This is a genomic window from Ruegeria sp. BI11, from assembly GCF_056538005.1.
The window spans coordinates 212,356-229,910 of sequence record NZ_JBQFSM010000004.1 but is presented as its reverse complement, the minus strand read 5'-3'; the positions used below and the strand labels follow the sequence as shown (position 1 = coordinate 229,910).

Annotated in this window: 19 protein-coding genes; 6 read left to right on the top strand and 13 right to left on the bottom strand. The window is 59.0% G+C overall.

Going from position 1 to position 17,555, the window contains the following annotated elements:
* The first annotated feature begins 89 nt into the window (after positions 1-89).
* From panB to glpK, 3 genes are all read left to right on the top strand, one after another.
* On the top strand, positions 90-929 hold the full coding sequence (gene panB, locus ACR0DT_RS11715; protein WP_480710908.1) for a 3-methyl-2-oxobutanoate hydroxymethyltransferase: 840 nt from the start codon (positions 90-92) through the stop codon (positions 927-929).
* The gene (panC, locus tag ACR0DT_RS11710) at positions 926-1,768 is read left to right on the top strand and encodes a pantoate--beta-alanine ligase (RefSeq protein WP_480710907.1); all 843 of its coding nucleotides are present in this window, start codon (positions 926-928) and stop codon (positions 1,766-1,768) included. Before panB ends, panC begins: the two co-directional genes overlap by 4 nt.
* A gap of 66 nt (positions 1,769-1,834) precedes the next feature.
* On the top strand, positions 1,835-3,313 hold the full coding sequence (glpK, locus tag ACR0DT_RS11705) for a glycerol kinase GlpK (RefSeq protein WP_480710906.1): 1,479 nt from the start codon (positions 1,835-1,837) through the stop codon (positions 3,311-3,313).
* Positions 3,314-3,326: 13 nt separating this feature from the next.
* On the opposite strand, the gene smpB is transcribed toward glpK, so the two are convergent.
* The 11 genes from smpB to ACR0DT_RS11650 form a co-directional block, all read right to left on the bottom strand.
* The gene (gene smpB / locus ACR0DT_RS11700; protein WP_039543014.1) at positions 3,327-3,809 is read right to left on the bottom strand and encodes an SsrA-binding protein SmpB; all 483 of its coding nucleotides are present in this window, start codon (positions 3,807-3,809) and stop codon (positions 3,327-3,329) included.
* Positions 3,810-3,856: 47 nt separating this feature from the next.
* Positions 3,857-4,399: an isopentenyl-diphosphate Delta-isomerase gene (gene idi, locus ACR0DT_RS11695; protein WP_480710905.1), complete on the bottom strand. Its 543-nt coding sequence runs from the start codon at positions 4,397-4,399 to the stop codon at positions 3,857-3,859.
* Positions 4,371-4,583, bottom strand: a complete 213-nt coding sequence (locus tag ACR0DT_RS11690) for a hypothetical protein (protein WP_480710904.1) — start codon at positions 4,581-4,583, stop codon at positions 4,371-4,373. The genes idi and ACR0DT_RS11690 overlap by 29 nt, the downstream gene beginning before the upstream one ends.
* Before the next feature lie 20 nt (positions 4,584-4,603).
* Positions 4,604-5,017, bottom strand: coding sequence for a c-type cytochrome (locus tag ACR0DT_RS11685; RefSeq protein ID WP_480710903.1), 414 nt, complete (start codon positions 5,015-5,017; stop codon positions 4,604-4,606).
* Between the two features lie 112 nt (positions 5,018-5,129).
* Complete coding sequence (locus ACR0DT_RS11680) at positions 5,130-6,146, bottom strand: P1 family peptidase (RefSeq protein ID WP_480710902.1); 1,017 nt, start codon at positions 6,144-6,146, stop codon at positions 5,130-5,132.
* A 9-nt stretch (positions 6,147-6,155) separates the two neighbouring features.
* A complete protein-coding gene (locus tag ACR0DT_RS11675; protein WP_480710901.1) occupies positions 6,156-6,902 on the bottom strand; it encodes an SDR family oxidoreductase in 747 nt (248 codons plus the stop codon).
* Between the two features lie 53 nt (positions 6,903-6,955).
* On the bottom strand, positions 6,956-7,375 hold the full coding sequence (gene arfB, locus ACR0DT_RS11670) for an alternative ribosome rescue aminoacyl-tRNA hydrolase ArfB (protein WP_480710900.1): 420 nt from the start codon (positions 7,373-7,375) through the stop codon (positions 6,956-6,958).
* 265 nt (positions 7,376-7,640) lie between these two features.
* Positions 7,641-8,285 (bottom strand): queuosine precursor transporter, encoded by a 645-nt coding sequence (locus ACR0DT_RS11665; protein WP_480710899.1) that lies wholly within the window; start codon positions 8,283-8,285, stop codon positions 7,641-7,643.
* A gap of 94 nt (positions 8,286-8,379) precedes the next feature.
* The gene (locus tag ACR0DT_RS11660) at positions 8,380-9,261 is read right to left on the bottom strand and encodes an esterase-like activity of phytase family protein (RefSeq protein WP_480710898.1); all 882 of its coding nucleotides are present in this window, start codon (positions 9,259-9,261) and stop codon (positions 8,380-8,382) included.
* The gene (gene mepA / locus ACR0DT_RS11655; RefSeq protein WP_480710897.1) at positions 9,234-10,097 is read right to left on the bottom strand and encodes a penicillin-insensitive murein endopeptidase; all 864 of its coding nucleotides are present in this window, start codon (positions 10,095-10,097) and stop codon (positions 9,234-9,236) included. Before mepA ends, ACR0DT_RS11660 begins: the two co-directional genes overlap by 28 nt.
* Entirely contained in the window at positions 10,094-11,461 is a 1,368-nt protein-coding gene (locus tag ACR0DT_RS11650; protein WP_480710896.1) for an MFS transporter, read from the bottom strand. The genes mepA and ACR0DT_RS11650 overlap by 4 nt, the downstream gene beginning before the upstream one ends.
* A 130-nt stretch (positions 11,462-11,591) precedes the next feature.
* Between ACR0DT_RS11650 and ACR0DT_RS11645 the strand changes: the two genes are divergently transcribed.
* The 3 genes from ACR0DT_RS11645 to yaaA all read left to right on the top strand — a co-directional run bounded on the left by ACR0DT_RS11645 (position 11,592) and on the right by yaaA (position 14,801).
* On the top strand, positions 11,592-11,879 hold the full coding sequence (locus ACR0DT_RS11645; RefSeq protein ID WP_480710895.1) for a YggT family protein: 288 nt from the start codon (positions 11,592-11,594) through the stop codon (positions 11,877-11,879).
* A gap of 78 nt (positions 11,880-11,957) precedes the next feature.
* Positions 11,958-13,997: a DNA helicase RecQ gene (recQ, locus tag ACR0DT_RS11640; RefSeq protein ID WP_480710894.1), complete on the top strand. Its 2,040-nt coding sequence runs from the start codon at positions 11,958-11,960 to the stop codon at positions 13,995-13,997.
* Positions 13,998-14,030: 33 nt separating this feature from the next.
* Positions 14,031-14,801, top strand: coding sequence for a peroxide stress protein YaaA (gene yaaA, locus ACR0DT_RS11635; RefSeq protein ID WP_480710893.1), 771 nt, complete (start codon positions 14,031-14,033; stop codon positions 14,799-14,801).
* Here yaaA and ACR0DT_RS11630 read toward each other — a convergent pair.
* On the bottom strand, positions 14,792-15,250 hold the full coding sequence (locus ACR0DT_RS11630; protein ID WP_480710892.1) for a VOC family protein: 459 nt from the start codon (positions 15,248-15,250) through the stop codon (positions 14,792-14,794). The genes yaaA and ACR0DT_RS11630 overlap by 10 nt on opposite strands.
* Positions 15,251-15,259: 9 nt before the next feature.
* On the bottom strand, positions 15,260-17,461 hold the full coding sequence (locus ACR0DT_RS11625) for a response regulator (RefSeq protein WP_480710891.1): 2,202 nt from the start codon (positions 17,459-17,461) through the stop codon (positions 15,260-15,262).
* Positions 17,462-17,555: the final 94 nt, after the last annotated feature.

Genomic DNA, 17,555 nt, shown 5'->3' with positions numbered 1-17,555 from the left:
ATTCAAGGAAATGTTCGCGCAACCGGGGTTTCTATGGCCCGGTTTGATCTGCTATGCCGCACTGCAACATGAACCCCGCAGGAGCGATCATGAGCGCCACCGCCCGCAAAACAGCCCCCAATGCCGAGGACATCCGCGCCCGAAAAGGCAGCACCCCTCTGGTCAGCCTGACCGCCTATACCACGCCAATGGCACGGCTGATGGATACCCATTGCGATTTTGTTCTGGTGGGCGACAGCGTCGGCATGGTGCTGCATGGGCTAACATCGACCCTAGGCGTGACGATGGAAATGATGATCATGCATGGTCAGGCCGTCGCGCGCGGTCTGGACAGGGCGATGATGGTCATCGACATGCCCTTTGCCAGTTACGAACATGACCCGTCCCACGCCTTCAAGAATGCTGCCCGCCTTATGGCTGAAACCGGCGCAGGCGCAGTTAAGCTGGAAGGCGGCGTGGAAATGGCCGAGACGATCCGCTTTCTGGTCAAACGCGGCATCCCTGTGATGGCACATATCGGCCTGACGCCGCAGTCGATCAACACGCTGGGTGGCTACAAGGTTCAGGGTCGCGACGAGCAGGCGCAAGCCGTGCTGGCCGACGCCCATGCTGTGGCCGAGGCTGGCGCGTTTTCCGTTGTGCTTGAAAAGGTTCCCCAAGGCCTTGCTGATCAGATCACCGCCGAGGTTGCGATACCTACCATTGGCATTGGCGCTTCGGCCGGTTGCGACGGGCAGATTCTGGTCGTGGATGACATGGTGGGCTTTTTCACCGCCTTCAAACCAAAATTCGTCAAACGCTATGCCGAACTGGGCCCGCAAGCCGAGGCCGCCATCGCAGAATATGCCGCCGATGTGCGCGCCCGCACTTTCCCTGCCGCCGAACATGTGTTTTCCGACCAGGCCCCGTCCAAAGGACCCAAGACATGACCGCCCCAATCCTGCGCCGTCTGAGTGACCTGCGTGCGCTTACGACCAAATGGCACGGCAACGGAGAAACGATCGGCGTTGTCCCTACCATGGGCGCGCTGCATCAAGGGCATCTGTCTCTGGCCGAGGCCGCCAAGGCCGGAACCGACCGGGTGATTGTGACGATTTTCGTGAACCCCAAACAGTTCAACAACCCCGAAGACCTGGCCAAATACCCGCGGACCGAGAATGAAGACGCGCAGAAACTGGTCCCCTACGGCGTCGACGCGATTTACGTCCCCGACCCCGAAGAAATCTACCCGCAGGGCTTTGCCACCACTGTCTCGGTCGCCGGGCTGACAGATGTGATGGAGGGCGAATTCCGTCCCGGCCATTTCGATGGCGTCGCCACCGTGGTTGCCAAGCTGTTTCTGCAAACGCAGGCGGATAGAGCCTATTTCGGGCAAAAAGACTATCAGCAACTGATGATCGTCCGCCGTATGGCACGTGACCTGGACATCCCCATTGAAGTGATCGGCTGCCCCACGGTACGCGAACCTTCGGGGCTGGCGATGTCTTCGCGCAATCTTCTCCTCTCGCCCGAGGGGCTGCAGAATGCCGCCAACAAGCATCGGATTTTGCAGGGTGTGGCCCAGTCGCTGAAAGCCGGGGCCGCGTTTGACACGCTGGCCGCGCGCGCCGAAACCGATCTGCTGGCCGCAGGATTTACGCAGGTCGAATACATCCAACTGCGTTGTGCAGACACGCTAGAGCCGCTGACCCATGCTACACGGCCTGCCCGGCTGTTTGCGGCGGCCTGGGCGGATGGCGTGCGGCTGATCGACAATATTCCTGTCTGAACGCTCTGGCACGAGTGTCATTGTTTGCGCTAAAGTCCCGCAAAACCAAACGGGAGGGGCGCAGGCGTGACCTATATTCTTGCCATTGATCAGGGTACCACATCATCGCGGGCCATTTTGTTCGACGCGGATATGCAGCGCGCAGGCACCGCGCAGCACGAGTTTACGCAACATTTTCCGCAGGAAGGCTGGGTCGAACACGACGCCGAGGAAATCTGGGAGAGCGTTCTGCGCGTCTGTCGTGAGGTGATGGAAACTACCTGTGTCACCGCTGATCAGATCGCGGGCATAGGCATTACAAACCAGCGCGAAACCACCGTGGTCTGGGACCGCGCCACGGGTCAGCCGATCCACAACGCCATCGTCTGGCAAGACCGCCGCACCGCCGAGATTTGCGCCCGCTACAAACGGGCAGGCTGCGAGGATGACGTGACCGCCCAAACCGGGTTGCTGCTGGACCCTTATTTCTCGGGCACCAAGGTCAAATGGCTGCTGGACACCGTACCGGGCGCGCGCGAACGCGCCGAGGCCGGAGAACTGATGTTCGGCACCATCGACTGTTTCCTGATCTGGCGCCTGACCGAGGGACGCAGCCACGCCACCGACGCAACAAATGCCGCGCGCACCCTGCTGTTCGACATCCACAAAGGCGCGTGGAGCGCCGAGATTTGCGATCTGCTGGATGTGCCTATGAATATTCTGCCCAAGGTGCATGACTGCGCCTCAGATTTCGGAGAAACGACCCTATTAGGGGGAAATATCCCGATTTTGGGTGTTGCGGGGGATCAGCAGGCCGCCACCATAGGGCAGGCTTGTTTCCGACCTGGCATGATGAAATCGACCTATGGCACGGGCTGTTTTGCCCTGCTGAACACCGGTGACAAACCGGTTGAATCTAAGAACCGCCTGCTGACCACCATCGCCTACCAGTTGGGCGGCAAGCGCACCTATGCGCTGGAAGGGTCGATCTTTGTGGCTGGCGCCGCCGTGCAATGGTTGCGCGATGCGCTGCAAATTATCGATTCGGCTCCAGAAAGCGGCGAGTTGGCGCAACAGGCCGACCCGAACCAGCATGTGGTTCTGGTGCCTGCATTTACCGGCCTCGGTGCACCGTACTGGAAACCCGAATGCCGGGGTGCGGTGTTTGGACTGACCCGCAATTCCGGTCGTGCGGAATTCGCCAAGGCCACGCTGGAAAGCATTGCCTATCAAACCCGTGACCTTTGGCATGCCATGCAGGGCGACTGGGGGGCGGATACTGATGTCACCCTGCGCGTAGATGGGGGCGCTAGCGCCTCGGACTGGGCAATGCAGGGGTTGTCGGACTATCTGGGGGCCGAGGTCGACCGCCCGGTGATGCAGGAAACCACTGCATTGGGCGCAGCCTGGCTAGCTGGAATGCGCGCAGGCGTGTATCCGGACCAACAGGGTTTTTCCGAAACTTGGGCGCTGGATCGCCGGTTTGAACCGGAATTGTCTGCCGAGGACCGCGACGCCGCCTATGATCGCTGGAAACGCGCCGTTGCCGCAGCGATGGCGTTCTGAACCAGGTGGAGGATCAGCTGTGATCCTTCATCAGTCGCTGTTTCTGACGTGACCAGTCCCGCTTGGCCTGAGTCTCACGCTTGTCGTGCAGCTTCTTACCTTTGGCGATGCCAATCTTCAGCTTCGCCCGACCCTTGTGGTTGAAATACAGAACCAGCGGCACCAGAGTCATGCCCTTGCGCTGGGTCGCATTCCACAGATTCGAAAGCTCTTTGCGCGACACCAGCAGCTTGCGGCGGCGGCGTTCTTCGTGTTTGAAGACTTTCGCCTGCTCATACGGTGCGATATAGCTGTTGATCAGCCACAGCTCTCCGTCATCGACAGACGCATAGCTTTCAGCAATGTTCGATCCGCCTGCACGCAGGGATTTGACCTCGGACCCCTCCAGCACGATGCCGCACTCGATATCGTCCTCGATCGCGTAATCGAAGCGCGCACGCCGGTTTTCGGCGATGACTTTGTAATTCGGGTCTGTATTCTGCTTCTGCTTGGCCATAACGCGTTGATTTAGGCGGCTTGAGCGGCCCTTGCAAGCCGTTGCGGTCAGGACGAGGCCGAGATGATCAGATCCGGGCCAAAAATCGTGTCAGCATAGCTGTGCAGATAAATCTTCAGCCACGGGGTAAACCGCTCTGGATGGCGCTGCACTTCGGCCAACAGATCGTGATAGTCGATCCAGCGAATTTCCATGACCTCGTCCGGGTTCGGCTCGATTTTCAGCGGACCGCGTACATGGGCCAGAAAGATGTCGACCACCTCGTGCTCGATCATGTTGTTGCCGACATCGGCGTGATATTCCAACCGGTGCCGGTATTCCGGGTAAAGCCCGGTAATCCCCAGTTCTTCACGCAAGCGACGCACGGCGCATTCCGAGGGCGTCTCGCCCCAATCAGGATGGGTGCAGCAGGTATTCGCCCACAAGCCGGGTGTATGGTATTTACCCAATGCCCGCCGTTGCATCAGAATCTCGGTACCGCGCACGACAAAGACCGACACAGCCTTGTGCCGCAGGCCCTTTTCATGCGCCTCAAGCTTGTCCACGGGGGTCAATTCACCATCAACCCAGGCCGGGATCATGATACCCATCTGTTGTCTCCTGCTGCCGATCCGCCAGGGCGGCGGGATATACGGAATTGGCTGCCGCCGGATCGGCTTGGCTCTGCGAGTTCATGCGGAGCATGATAAAACGCGCACCCCCAAGGTGACCTTGATCCAACTGGTTATCAAGCGCACGAAAGGCCGCAGGGGCTGCGGCCTTTTGCAATCTCACGAACTGTCTGGTTTCAGACGTTATTCACCCGAGACGCTGACGATATAGGCATAGACGTCTTCGCCGCCCTTCTTTAGCTTGAAGGTCATTTTGGACTTGGCCGATGTCTCACCCAGATAATCTTTCAGAAACGTCTTAGGGTCCTGTGCATATTCAACAAAGGTGGATTCGTCCCAGACCAGACCGTTTTCACCGGCCTCAACGATGCTGTCACCGTATTTGAATCCTTCGACGGTGCCTGCGGTGCGACCAGCGATGCCGTAAAGATTCGGGCCGGTCTTACCGCCCTTGACGATGACTTCACCAGCCGGGTCAGCGATCTGATGGCAGGATTTGCATTTATTGAAGGTTTTCTTGCCGGCCTCGGCGTCACCTTCCGCATAAGCAGGAAGGGCCAACAGGCCGACTATTGCGGTAGCGAGGATACGATTCATAGCTTTTGCTCCGATACGAATTGGCTGCACCGAATGGACCGTCGGCGCAAAAAAGAGTCAACGCGCGGATTGCCGCGCGAGGGTACTGTGCCCTGCGGCATAAAGGCCGTCCTTAACTTATGTCATGTGGCGCAGACCAGCAGGGCAATAGGTCGCCCGCCGCCGGAGTCGCCAGATAGATCGCCCGCGCGATGGCTCGTGCCAGACAGACCGAGGCCGCGTGTCCGATCAGGCCCAACTCTGCTTCCGCGTCGATGACTTGCGCGCCAGTGCTGAGCGCAAAGACCAGATCTCCGTCCCCCGGTGTATGCGCAGGCAGGATGGCGCGGGCAATGCCGTCATGCGCCGCCACCGCCAGCCGCTGACATTGCGGTTTCGACAGGGCCGCATCGGTGGCAACGATGGCGATGGTGGTGTTGCCTTTCTCCGGCTCGGAAAGCCGCATCGCCTGCACCTTGAGGCTGGGTGCGGGCAGGCCCAACCCTGCGCTTGAATCAGACCCTAATCCGCCGAATTCGTCTCCAAATTCGAAGGGCGCGGCCCAAAAATGACGATCTCCGGGCGTTGTCACGCTGCCCAGCGGATTGGCCGCGACCAAGGCACCAACCATCACTCCATTGTCGAGAACCAGTGAGGCAGACCCAAGCCCGCCCTTGTGCCGCGCGGCCAATGCGCCGGTTCCAGCCCCGGCGGTGCCCAGTGCAAAATCATCGCTCGCGCTTTCAAAAGCTGTCCGCCCCATTTCGCGATAGGGGTTCTCCGCCCAGCCTTTGTCGCCGCCATTCAGCAGATCAAACAGGATCGCGCCGGGCACAATTGGCACCACAGTATTGCCCACCGGATACCCTCTGCCTTGCGCCCGCAACGCGTCCGACACGCCGGAACAGGCATCCAATCCAAAAGCCGACCCGCCGGACAGAGTAATTGCATCCACCCGTGCCACCGATTTGTCGGGTGCCAGCAAATCGGTTTCTCGCGTACCCGGCGCGCCCCCCATCACGTGGACCGAGGCGGTAAAGGCCTGATCTGCCGTCAGGACAGTCGTTCCGGATTTTAGCGCGGCATCCTGCGTGTTTCCGACCAACAGGCCGGGGACATCGGTGATCAGATTGTGGGGTCCGGGGATCATGGGTGCACCTCAGATACAACGACCACCGTCGACCTCCAGTGCGGCACCGGTGATCATGCTGGCCTCGTCCGAGCAAAGGAAACAGGCAGCGTTGGCCATGTCGTCGGGGGTCGAAAACCGGCCCAGGGGAATGGTCGACAGGAATTTGGCACGCATTTCGGGCGTATCTTCCCCCATGAAGGATTTCAGCAGCGGTGTTTCCCCAGCCACTGGGCACAGCGCGTTCACCCGTACGCCTGACGGTGCAAGCTCCACCGCCATTGTTTTGGTGGCGGTGATCATCCAACCCTTGGAGGCGTTGTACCAGTTCAGATTTGGGCGCGGCGACAAGCCGGCAGTCGAAGCCACGTTCAGGATCGCCCCTGCGCCCTGCGCCTTCATTTTGGGCACCAATACCCGCGCGGTCAGGTAAACCGATTTCATGTTCACGTTGAACACGCGGTCGAAATCCTCTTCGGTGACATCTTCCAACGGTGTTGGCAGGTGCGTGACGCCAGCATTATTCACCAGAATATCCAGCTGCCCAAACCGATCTATCGCCATATCCGCCATGGCCTGTACCGAGGCCGCATCCGACACATCAACCATCTGAGCAATCGCATTCGGCCCAAGCTGATTTGCCTGAACCTCGGCCGCGTCACCATTGATATCGGCAATCATGACCCGCGCGCCCTCGGACAGGAATTTCTGCACGATCCCGGCACCAAAGCCGGACGCCCCACCAGTCACAATCGCGGTTTTTCCCTCTAACCTCATGATCTTGCTCTCCCTTGCCTATAAAACTAGCAAGGTGTCTGGAAACTGCCAGTTCAATCTTCCGCGACCTTGCCGCGCAGTGCCTTTACGTCCGAGCGCGCCTTTTTCGCCGCCAGCCGTCGTTTGACCGAGCCATAGGTGGGTTTGGTGGCGATACGTCGCTTGGGTTTGACCAACGCGCGGGTGATCAGTTCGGCCAGCCGGGCGCGGGCAATTTCGCGATTGCGGGCCTGGCTGCGGGTCTCGTCACACTGAATGATAACCGCTCCCTCTTTGGTCCAGCGTCGCCCAGCCAGCCGTTTCAGCCGCGACTTGACCGGATCAGGCAGTGAAGGTGAGCGCGCGGCCTCGAACCGCAGCTCGACGGCCGTCGACACCTTGTTGACGTTCTGCCCGCCTGGACCGGAAGAGCGTATGAAACTCTCGGTCATTTCCCAGTCTTGCAGGGTGATATCGTCAGTGATGCGCAACATGTGGTGGACTTTACCCGCCATGTCCAGAAACAAAAAGGGCCGCCCCGGCGGGACGGCCCTTCGAAAGTACAGGAGGTCGGGTCGGTTAGATCAATCGACCAGCCGGAGCGCTCGCTCCGCCAAGGGCTGCCCTAACGGGCGATCCCCCCGGTTGTTCCGACACCTCTCTCCAATCTCTTTCTCGACACTGGATCACCTCCTTTTCTATCTGTTGCGGTTAACTGTGAGCCTGACACAAGATGCGCCATTCTCAAAGCACTTTTTTTTACGCAGGCTGAGCGGTCAACCGCGCAACGATAACTTTGAACGGGATCAGCGCGATCATCGCCAGCGACAGTTTCACCAGCCAATCGGCAAAGGCCAACGTCACCCACAGGGGTGCCATCGGGCCAGTCAGCATAAAGGGCACCGGTTCCCACGCCCAGTTGATCGCGGCGTCGGCATTGGCACCGAAAATCGTGATCGAGGCTGAAAACGCGATGGTGAAGAACAGCGTGGTGTCCAGCGCCGAACCGATCAAGGTCGACACCAGCGGCGCGCGCCACCAGTGACCCCCGCGCAGCGAATTGAACACGGTGACGTCGGTAAGCTGCGCGATCAGAAAGGCGGTTCCCGATGCGACGGCGATCCGCAGCGGCACGGCGGCATAGGTGAACCCGTCACCCTGCAGCATGATCTGGCTGCCTATCAGCGAACAGATGATACCGGTGATAAACCCGGCAAACACCACCTTGCGGGCAGTGGCCACGCCATAGACGCGGTTCATGATGTCGGTGACCAGAAAGGCCAGCGGATAGGTAAAGGCACCCCAAGTCAGTAGCCCGTCAAAGATCAGGAACTGAACCAGAATGTTCGAGGCCACAACAATGGCGGCCATGGCAATTATGCCGGGTATAAAGCTGCGTTGCATTTTTTTCAGATGCCCGTTTTGACAAGGTAGCGGCGACTTGGCCAAGGGACCGTCCCAAGGCAAGCCGTGCGTTTAGACCTTTGGTTGGCACGAGTCAATCCGGCAGCAGATATTCCACCAGTTCGGTGCGCTGCAGGGCCAAGAAGTTGTCGTCCGAGATCATCGTGGCGCGCAACCGCCCTTGATCGTCACGCCAGACCGACAACCCTTCGAGGTTGTCATGCGCGCCGGTGCCGGTCGTGAACAGGATTTCTTCGGACCTGATCCCATCCCCTGTGACCTGCCACCGCCGCAGGCGAGACCGAAAGCCAATCAGGGACAGAGCTCGTTCCAACACATAAAACCGGCCATCTGGCCCGAAATCAGCGGATACAGGCAGAAACTTACCCCGCTGCGGTAACACAAAGGGGGTCGACCAGTCCTTACCGTTCCAGCGATAAACTGGGATGTCACCCGCTTCGGTTCGACTTTTTTCAGGCAGAGTGTACAGCCGCCCCCGATTGTCGATTGCCAGAGCTTCGAACGAACCATTCAGCTTCAGACCTTCGAATGCTTTCGGGCGCGAAAGTACCCGCGCTTTGGTGTCAGGAGCCGCGTAACGGGCGACGCGATGCACTGACTCGAACGAGATATAATGGCTACCGTCCGGAGCGACCGCAATGCCTTCGGAATCTCCTGCTTTACCAGAGAGGGGTCGGCCCGTGCTGGACAAAACCGGCCAATTCCCGGTGATCCGGACCTTGGTAATGTCATCACCGTCCCGTGTGATGGCCGCGCGAACAAGAACCGAACGGTCACTGAGCGCGAACAAATTCCGACCATTGTCCGAGATATGCAGGGCCGAAAAACCGCCAAACCAACCGGCCGGGTGCCGCCAGACAAAGCTGCTAAGATACGTGGCCGTATTGACCTCGATCGCCCAGACTACCCCCGCTAGCAACGCAACAATTAGTTGGATTGCAAGACAGCTGCGCATTGCTGGGGCAAATCGGTCAGAACATATTCGCGGCGTTTCTTCGGCGGTGGCGCGTTCGGGTCAGGCGGCGGTGGGTTGAGGATGTTGCGCACCCATTGTTGCGCCTCGGCACAACCGTCGCCTTTAGGAGGCACGTCCTGGTTGACACACCCGCGCGAACCCTTGGGGCATTTCAGACGCACGTGGAAATGATAATGATGCCCCCACCATGGCCTGATCTTGCGCAGGTAGGCCTTGTTGCCTTTCTCGTCATTGCACATCTGAACCTTAGCGCCGGGAAAGACAAAAATCCGTGCCACACGCTTGTCCTTGGCAGCCTCACGCAGCACGGCGTGGTGTTGTTTCGTCCAATTGCCATTCACATAGGCCCCGTTGGCGCGGCGCAGGGAAATCGACGAGATATTCTCGCGCGCCTTACGCGACAACCGCATGTTGTCGCCAGGCAGCATCCAGATATCGATGTCCAGACCCAATTGATGAGAGCGGTGGCCCGACGTCATCGGCCCTCCGCGCGGCTGGCTGATATCCCCGATATAGAGACCATTCCACCCCGGTTGCCGAGCCGCAAACTTGCTGAGGTCCTGCACATAGTCGATCGCTTGCGGGTGACCCCAGTTGCGGTTGCGCGACAAGCGCATGGCTTGCCATGTTGGCCCCGTCTCGGGCAGTTGCACCGACCCGGCAGCACATCCGCGCGAATAACTGCCGAAGGCGGCCGGTTTTTGCTGTGAACTTTGCTTTTGCGCCCCGAACAATTGCTTGGCCAGAGGTTGAGCTCCGACCGTTCCTGCCAATGTCATCGCGGCGATTATTGCCAAAAAACGTAGTAAAATCATCTGCTCTGATCCCCTTCCGGTTTAACCCAGCGCATTAGGAACAGACCCAGAATAAACAACAGAATGATCGGTGACACCCCCAGCCGTGCACTGCCCGTGACAGTTGTGGCAATCCCGATCAACAGCGGCGCTGCAAAGGCAGTTGCACGGCCCGACAGGCCGTAAAGACAAAAGCTTTCAACCGGGGCTTTGGGGTCGGTATGGCGCACCATCAGCGACCGGCTGGCCGATTGCAGGATGCCCCCCATACCGCCAATCAGGATGCCGCAGCCAAAGAACACCATATCCGGCAGGCGTGAACCTTCGGGCAGCGAAATGCCATAAATCTGTGTCCGATCCATCATCACCACGGTCACGCAGACAAATATCAGTACCCAGATCGTCACCAGAATGACTGGTTTAGGGCCGTATTTCTTGTCCAGCTTACCTCCGATCCATGCGAATATGGCCGAGGCCAGCACACTAACGATCCCGAACACGCCGATCTTGATCAGGTCCCACTCCAACACCAGCCGCGCGTATACACCGCCGAAACTGTACAGCCCGTTCAACGCATCGCGATATAACATCGACGACCCCAGATAAGAGGCGAGGCTGCCCCGATACCGCAGGTTCGAGATCAACTGACCCAGCAAGCGCAGCGCAGCGCCAAAAGACCCTGTTTTATTGCTGTCCGGATCGTCCCGCACCCACAGGAAATATGGCACCATGAACAGTACGAACCAACCGGCAGTGAAGGGGCCCACAAAACGCGTGCCCTCTTGGCTCGCCGGGTCCAGCCCGAATATTGGGTCCATCCCGATCAGCGTCTTGCCGTTGGGCTGTTCCACAAACAGCAACAGCATGATCGCCAGCGAGATCAGCCCGCCGAAATAACCAAAGGCGAAGCCCGAGCCCGAAATCTCTCCGACCTCACTGTCATCGCCCAGATCTGGCAACTGCGAGTTGATGAAAATCAGCGCATATTCCGCGCCGACAAAGCCCAACCCAAAGGCCGACAGCATCAACCACATGTTCGAGCCATCGGGCAGCGTGAACCATAGCGCTGCAGACCCGACCGCATACATGACTGAGAACGCAAATATCCACGGGATACGCCGCCCCGACACGTCTGCCATAGCGCCCAGCAAAGGCGCACCAAAGGCAATGATCAGCCCGGTGATAGTCAGGCAATTGGCCCAGACCGTCTGCGCCCGCGCGTCGGCGGCGCCCGCGTCCAGACCGGTATTCAGAAAATACTCTGCTGCAATACCGGCGAAATAAGGTCCAAAGACAAATGTGACCAGAAGGGTGTGATACGGCTGCGTCGCCCAGTCGAAAAACCACCAACCCCAAATGCGCTTGCGTTTGGAAATCTCTGCCATACCTGCCCCTGTTATTCGTTGGTTTCATAAGACGGGGCTTTGACCCAATTCGCAAGCGTTGTGTTGGCGCGGGCTTGCTCTTTGTCGCGGGGGCGCTTACCTCTCGTTTCACGTACTTACCGGAGGCCCCATGCTGTCGTTGATCCAAATTCTGCTGCTGATCCTGGACATTGTCTGGTTCATCATTCTGGCCCATGTAATCATGAGCTGGCTGATCAACTTTCAGGTGCTGAACCTGCACCAGCAACTGGTGGCGCAAATCTGGTACGGGCTGAACCGGATTTTAGAGCCTATCTATGGCCCAATCCGTCGCGTTTTGCCCAATATGGGCGGGCTGGATCTGACACCTTTAGTGGTGCTGATCGGTGTCTATGCGCTGCGGATCATCCTGATCAACAATGCGGGCTATTTCGTCTGACCTCTTGTTCACTGAATCTTAGTATGTGATTGTCCTGTCTTAAGAGCAGATAAACCTTAAAACAGGGCAACCCCGCACATGTTCGACGCCGCGCCTTTGCTGCGAGATGTCTTTGGATTCGACGACTTCCGCCCCGGTCAGGAAGAAATCGTCGATGCCGTGACCGCTGGTGAAAACGTGCTGGCGATCATGCCCACGGGTGGCGGCAAATCCCTGTGCTTTCAACTCCCTGCCCTGCTGCGCGACGGGGTGACAGTGGTGATTTCCCCTCTGATCGCCCTGATGCGCGATCAGGTGCGCGGGCTGCAAGAGGCCGGGGTCGAGGCTGGTGCGCTGACCTCGGGCAACACCCCCGAAGAAACCGACGCCGTGTGGGAAGCGTTGGAGGCCGGTCGCCTGAAGTTGCTCTACATGGCCCCCGAGCGCCTAGCCGCCGGGTCAGCCTTGGGCATGTTGCGGCGCATCAATGTCAGCCTGATCGCCGTGGACGAGGCGCATTGCGTCAGCCAATGGGGCCATGATTTCCGTCCCGATTATCTGCGGATCGGAGAGTTGCGGCGCGCATTGGACGTACCTTTGGCCGCCTTCACCGCCACTGCAGATGCCGAAACGCAAGATGAGATCGTCGAAAAACTGTTCGACGGCACACCGCCGCGCAAATTCCTGCGCGGTTTCGACCGGCCCAATATCCATCTGGCCTTTGGGGCCAAGGACGGACCGCGCAAACAGATTCTTGACTTTGCCGAGGCACGCAAAGGCCAATCCGGCATCGTCTATTGCGGCACCCGCAACAAAACCGAAGTTCTGGCCCAGGCCCTGCGCGCCGAGGGTCACACCGCCTGCCACTATCACGGCGGAATGGAGGCCGAAGACCGCCGCATCGTCGAAACCCGCTTTGCCCGCGAGGACGGGCTGATCGTGGTCGCCACCGTGGCGTTCGGCATGGGGATCGACAAACCTGACATCCGCTGGGTCGCCCATGCGGACCTGCCTAAATCCATCGAGGCCTATTATCAGGAAATCGGACGCGCCGGACGCGACGGTGGACCTGCTGAAACGCTGACGCTGTTCGGCCCAGACGACATCCGCCTGCGTCGGTCGCAGATTGACGAAGGGCTCGCCCCGCCGGAACGGCGCATGGCTGATCATGCACGCTTGAATGCACTGTTGGGATTGGCCGAAGCGCTGGAGTGCCGCCGCCAGACCCTGCTGGGCTATTTCGGCGAACAGATCGAACCTTGCGGTAAGTGCGATCTGTGCGACAACCCTCCGGAAGTGTTCGACGGTACCACCCCGGTCCGCATGGCCTTATCCGCGATCCTGCGCACCGAAGAATGGTTCGGCGCGGGCCATCTGATCGACATTCTTTTGGGCAATGAAACCGACAAGATCCGCGCCCGGCGGCATGACAACCTGTCCACTTGGGGCATCGGCGAAGACTGGTCGCGCCCGCAATGGCAGGCGATCTTCCGGCAGATGATGGGGCACGATCTGGTGCGTCCTGATCCCGAACGCCACGGTGCATTGCGCATGACCGAAGCAGCCAAACCGATCCTGAAAGGTGAGGCGCAGATCAACCTGCGCAAGGACACGATCCGCAAGGCTACCCGCCGCCCCGCCGTCAAGATGATGGTGTCCGAAGAAGACGCACCGCTGCTGAGCGCGCTCAAGGCCAAACGCCGCGCACTGGCGGAAAGCGCTCGGGTTCCGGCCTATGTCATCTTTCCCGACCGCACCCTGATTGAAATGGCCGAAAACCGCCCTGCCACGCTGGACGATATGGCTCGGATTAGCGGTGTCGGCGCGAAAAAGCTGGAACGGTACGGCGACATCTTCCTTGAAGTGCTGACCGGCGCGTTCGAAGAATTGCACCCCGCACGCCGCAAACTGGCGGGCCGCGAACAGGGGGATATCTATGACCGACTGCTTGAGGTTCAAACGCAGCTTTCGCGCGGCCCCGACGGGATTGACAAACCGCTGACATGTTCGGCCTCACAACTGGCCAAGGTCGCGCAACTGCGCCCCAATGACCCGCGCGGGATGGAACAGGTGCTGGGCGACCGTCGTCACGAAAGGTTTGGTGCCGCGTTTCTGGACGTGTTGCGTCAGGCGGGCTAGATACCCTGCATCAGGCAAGAAACGAGGACGGATATGCTGGTAGTGGTTTCCCCGGCCAAGCGGCTGGATTGGACAGAGCGGGACGTTGAGGTCACGCAACCCGACTTTCAGGACGACGCGATCCGGCTGTCGAAAACCGCCCGTAACCTGACGCTGGGTGATCTAAAAAAACTGATGGACCTCAGCGACGATCTGGCCCGCTTGAACCGCGACCGGTATCGCGCGTTTTCTGACGCACCGGATGCTGATCTGACACGGCCTGCGGCGCTGGCTTTTGCTGGGGATACTTATCAGGGTTTGGAAGCGACCTCATTGGATGCGGACGAAATGAGCTGGGCACAGGACCATCTGCGTATCCTGTCCGGGCTTTACGGGGTGTTACGCCCGCTGGACGCGATTCAGGCCTATCGACTGGAAATGGGCAGCAAGCTGAAAACCCGGCGCGGCAAGAACCTGTATGAATACTGGCGCGATCAGCTGAGCAAGTCGCTGAACGTGCAAGCTGCGGAGGTCGGATCAGACGTTCTGGTGAATTGTGCCAGTCAGGAGTATTTCGGCGCGGTGGATCTGAAGGCGCTGAAACTCCGGGTGGTCACCCCGGTGTTTATGGAAGACAAGGCCGGCACCCCCAAGATCGTGAGCTTCTTTGCCAAAAAAGCGCGTGGAGCCATGGCGCGCTACATCGTTCAACACCGTCTGACCGATCCCAAAGGTCTGTTGGATTTCGACACTGGCGGCTATGAATACCGCCCGGACCTGTCAGAAGAAGACAAACCCGTCTTCGTACGCCCCTATCAGGCCTGATCCAGCATCGACGGGTCATAAGCGACCAGCTCAACCGTGTTGCCTTCGGGATCCTCGGTGAAAATTCCGCGCCATCCGATCCAACCGAATTGCTCAACGCGGTAGGGTTGGTCGATCTTGTCATACCAGCGCATCACCGCTTCTTGTTCGGAAAAGGGCAGCGACAGCGCAATGTGATGCAGTGATGATCCGGCCCCGGTTGTGGGTCTTTCACCACCGGCCGGATGCAAGCGGGGCCGCGGGGCCGCCGTATGGTGAAACAAGGCTAAAACCTGCGTATGCCCGCCGAACCCTTCGGCGATGCGGAAAAAGGTGATGGTGCTGTTGTGATCACCGGTCAGGCGTTCCAGCCCAATCACATTTTCATAAAACGCCACCATCGCGCCCATATCGGCACAGCGAATGGCAATCTCACCCAATGCACGAGGCTGATATCCACGGTCTGACATGGGTTTAACCTAGTCAGCCGGTGCATCTTCGGCAATGACAGGCAGCACCTCTTCGGGCTGATGGTCCAGGATCATCTGGTGGATTTTCCGCTTTTGCAGCGGTTTGGTCAGATAGTGATCCAACCCGGCCGACAGAATGCCCTGATCATCCCCGGCCATGGCATGCGCGGTCAGGGCAACGATGGGCACGTGCCGTTTGGTGTCAATCTCGCGCCGCCGAATTTCCGCCGTGGCCTGCTTGCCGTCCATCTTGGGCATCGAAATATCCATGAAAATCAGGTCCGGGTCGAATTCCTGATGCTGCTCCACCGCCTCGAGCCCGTTCGCAGCGAATTGCAGGTCAATGTTCAGGTCCTTGACCATCTTTTGCAGGATCAATTGATTGGTTCGATTATCCTCGGCCGCTAAAACGCGCATCTTTCGTTCGCCACGCGGCTCAGGTGGGGCCTCGAGCTCGCTTGGCCCGACCTCAGGCTTGACTGGCAACCGTCCCAGCGTGGTCAGACGCGCATAAAGCTCGGCGCGGGGGATGGGTTTCTGCAGCACTCCTTCGATCAGATGACGGGCCGGATTGGCGTGGATGGCACCGGGATTGGCAGACATCACCACCACAGGCAAATTCCCCCAGCCCCGGTCTTTCAATGTGGTTGCCAACTCTAGCCCATCCATATCCGGCAAGTCATGATCACACAGCAGCAGATCGACACTGTCATCGACAGCGGCCAGCGCTTCGCCCCCCGAGGCGCAAACGGTAACCTTTGACCCCAGCCGCCCGAGTTGTTTCGACAGGATGGCACGGTTCACCGCCAGGTCCTCGACCACAACCACGTGCCGTAATCGACCGGCCAGATCCGGCGGTGTGGGTTGCGGACCTTCGACGGTGGGCAGCGAGATTCGGAACCCAAAACACGACCCCTGCCCCGGCTCGCTTTCCACCCACACTGACCCGCCCATTAGGGTGATCAGTCTTTTAGTGATTGCCAGCCCCAACCCTGTACCTTCGAACGCGCGGTTTTTCTCGTCCTCGACCTGATTGAACTCGCCAAAAATATGCCCAATCTTGTCCTCTTCGATACCAATGCCGGTATCTTCAATCGCAACGTGAATATCGCAAGTGTTCGAGTCTGCATTCGGCACCCCGGTGACGCGGATCAACACGTGGCCTTCGGTGGTAAATTTGACCGCATTGCCCACGAGATTGGTCAGCACCTGCCGCACACGACCGGGATCGCCCACAAACAGCGTCGGTAAGAACAAGTCATAATCGACCAACAAGGACAGGCCCTTGTCGCGCACACTAGGCTGCAACAGCATCGCAACCTCAAGAATGCAACGTTCGAAATCGAACTGTTCGGGGTGCAGGATCAGCTTGTCCGCCTCAATCTTGGAATAGTCCAACACATCGTTGATGATCACCAGCAACGCCTCGCCCGAGTTGCGGATGGTGTTGAGATACAGCCGCTGTTCTTCGTCCAACGGCGTTTCCGACATCAGCTCAGTCATTCCAACAATACCGTTCATCGGAGTTCTGATCTCATGGCTCATATTGGCCAGAAAGGCGGATTTGGCCCGGTTTGCGGCCTCGGCCCGTTCGCGGGCGGTCTGCAACTCGGTCTCATGACGGACCGAGCTGGTTATGTTCAGGCCCAGGCTGACCACGTCGCCGCCATTGCCGCGCTGGTCGATCATCTTGAAGTATTCGCCATTCCACAGCTTGATCACCACCGATTCCGGCTGCGGCTGCGCCCAGCGTACCAGCATTCTGGCCTGCCAATCGGCCGGAGATTCCGCGCCAATGTCGATCAGCCCTTCATCGGTTAAAATCTCAAGGATACGCGCATAGGAAATACCCGGCGACACCTCATCCAAACCGTCAAAAAGGCTGAGATAGGCGGCATTGGCCCCGATCATGTGGCTTTGGTCATCGAAAAAGGCGAAACCGTCCTGAATGGTCTGCATCGAATGCCACAGGCGGCGCTCGGCCACTTCGATCTTGGCGTTGGCTTCGGTCAGGTCGGATTTGACCTTTTCGTTTTCATCCCGAACCGTTTCGACCTCGGCCTGGGTTTCGCCGATGCGTTTGGTCAGAGCCATCGCATGCAGACCCAGCTTGCGATTGGCGGCAGACAACTCGGCCTGTTTCATCTCCAACAGCCGTTCAGCCGCCAGCCGCGCGCGCCGTTCCTGTGCCAGTTTGGTTGCTAGACTCATCGTTGCTGATCCCGGGTAACTTGCGCCCAGCATCCCGACAGAGCGTGAAAAAGTGTTTAAGCCGTTGCCCGAACACGGACCCTCGTGCCAGAGT

Coding starts and splice junctions, on each gene's coding strand:
- panB (WP_480710908.1), top strand. CDS start 90: ATGAGCGCCACCGCCCGCAAAACAGCCCCCAATGCCGAGGACATCCGC.
- arfB (WP_480710900.1), bottom strand. CDS start 7,375: ATGTTGCGCATCACTGACGATATCACCCTGCAAGACTGGGAAATGACC.
- panC (WP_480710907.1), top strand. CDS start 926: ATGACCGCCCCAATCCTGCGCCGTCTGAGTGACCTGCGTGCGCTTACG.
- recQ (WP_480710894.1), top strand. CDS start 11,958: ATGTTCGACGCCGCGCCTTTGCTGCGAGATGTCTTTGGATTCGACGAC.
- ACR0DT_RS11685 (WP_480710903.1), bottom strand. CDS start 5,017: ATGAATCGTATCCTCGCTACCGCAATAGTCGGCCTGTTGGCCCTTCCT.
- smpB (WP_039543014.1), bottom strand. CDS start 3,809: ATGGCCAAGCAGAAGCAGAATACAGACCCGAATTACAAAGTCATCGCC.
- ACR0DT_RS11650 (WP_480710896.1), bottom strand. CDS start 11,461: ATGGCAGAGATTTCCAAACGCAAGCGCATTTGGGGTTGGTGGTTTTTC.
- ACR0DT_RS11645 (WP_480710895.1), top strand. CDS start 11,592: ATGCTGTCGTTGATCCAAATTCTGCTGCTGATCCTGGACATTGTCTGG.
- idi (WP_480710905.1), bottom strand. CDS start 4,399: ATGGGTATCATGATCCCGGCCTGGGTTGATGGTGAATTGACCCCCGTG.
- ACR0DT_RS11665 (WP_480710899.1), bottom strand. CDS start 8,285: ATGCAACGCAGCTTTATACCCGGCATAATTGCCATGGCCGCCATTGTT.
- yaaA (WP_480710893.1), top strand. CDS start 14,031: ATGCTGGTAGTGGTTTCCCCGGCCAAGCGGCTGGATTGGACAGAGCGG.
- ACR0DT_RS11680 (WP_480710902.1), bottom strand. CDS start 6,146: ATGATCCCCGGACCCCACAATCTGATCACCGATGTCCCCGGCCTGTTG.
- ACR0DT_RS11660 (WP_480710898.1), bottom strand. CDS start 9,261: ATGCGCAGCTGTCTTGCAATCCAACTAATTGTTGCGTTGCTAGCGGGG.
- mepA (WP_480710897.1), bottom strand. CDS start 10,097: ATGATTTTACTACGTTTTTTGGCAATAATCGCCGCGATGACATTGGCA.
- ACR0DT_RS11625 (WP_480710891.1), bottom strand. CDS start 17,461: ATGAGTCTAGCAACCAAACTGGCACAGGAACGGCGCGCGCGGCTGGCG.
- ACR0DT_RS11630 (WP_480710892.1), bottom strand. CDS start 15,250: ATGTCAGACCGTGGATATCAGCCTCGTGCATTGGGTGAGATTGCCATT.
- ACR0DT_RS11675 (WP_480710901.1), bottom strand. CDS start 6,902: ATGAGGTTAGAGGGAAAAACCGCGATTGTGACTGGTGGGGCGTCCGGC.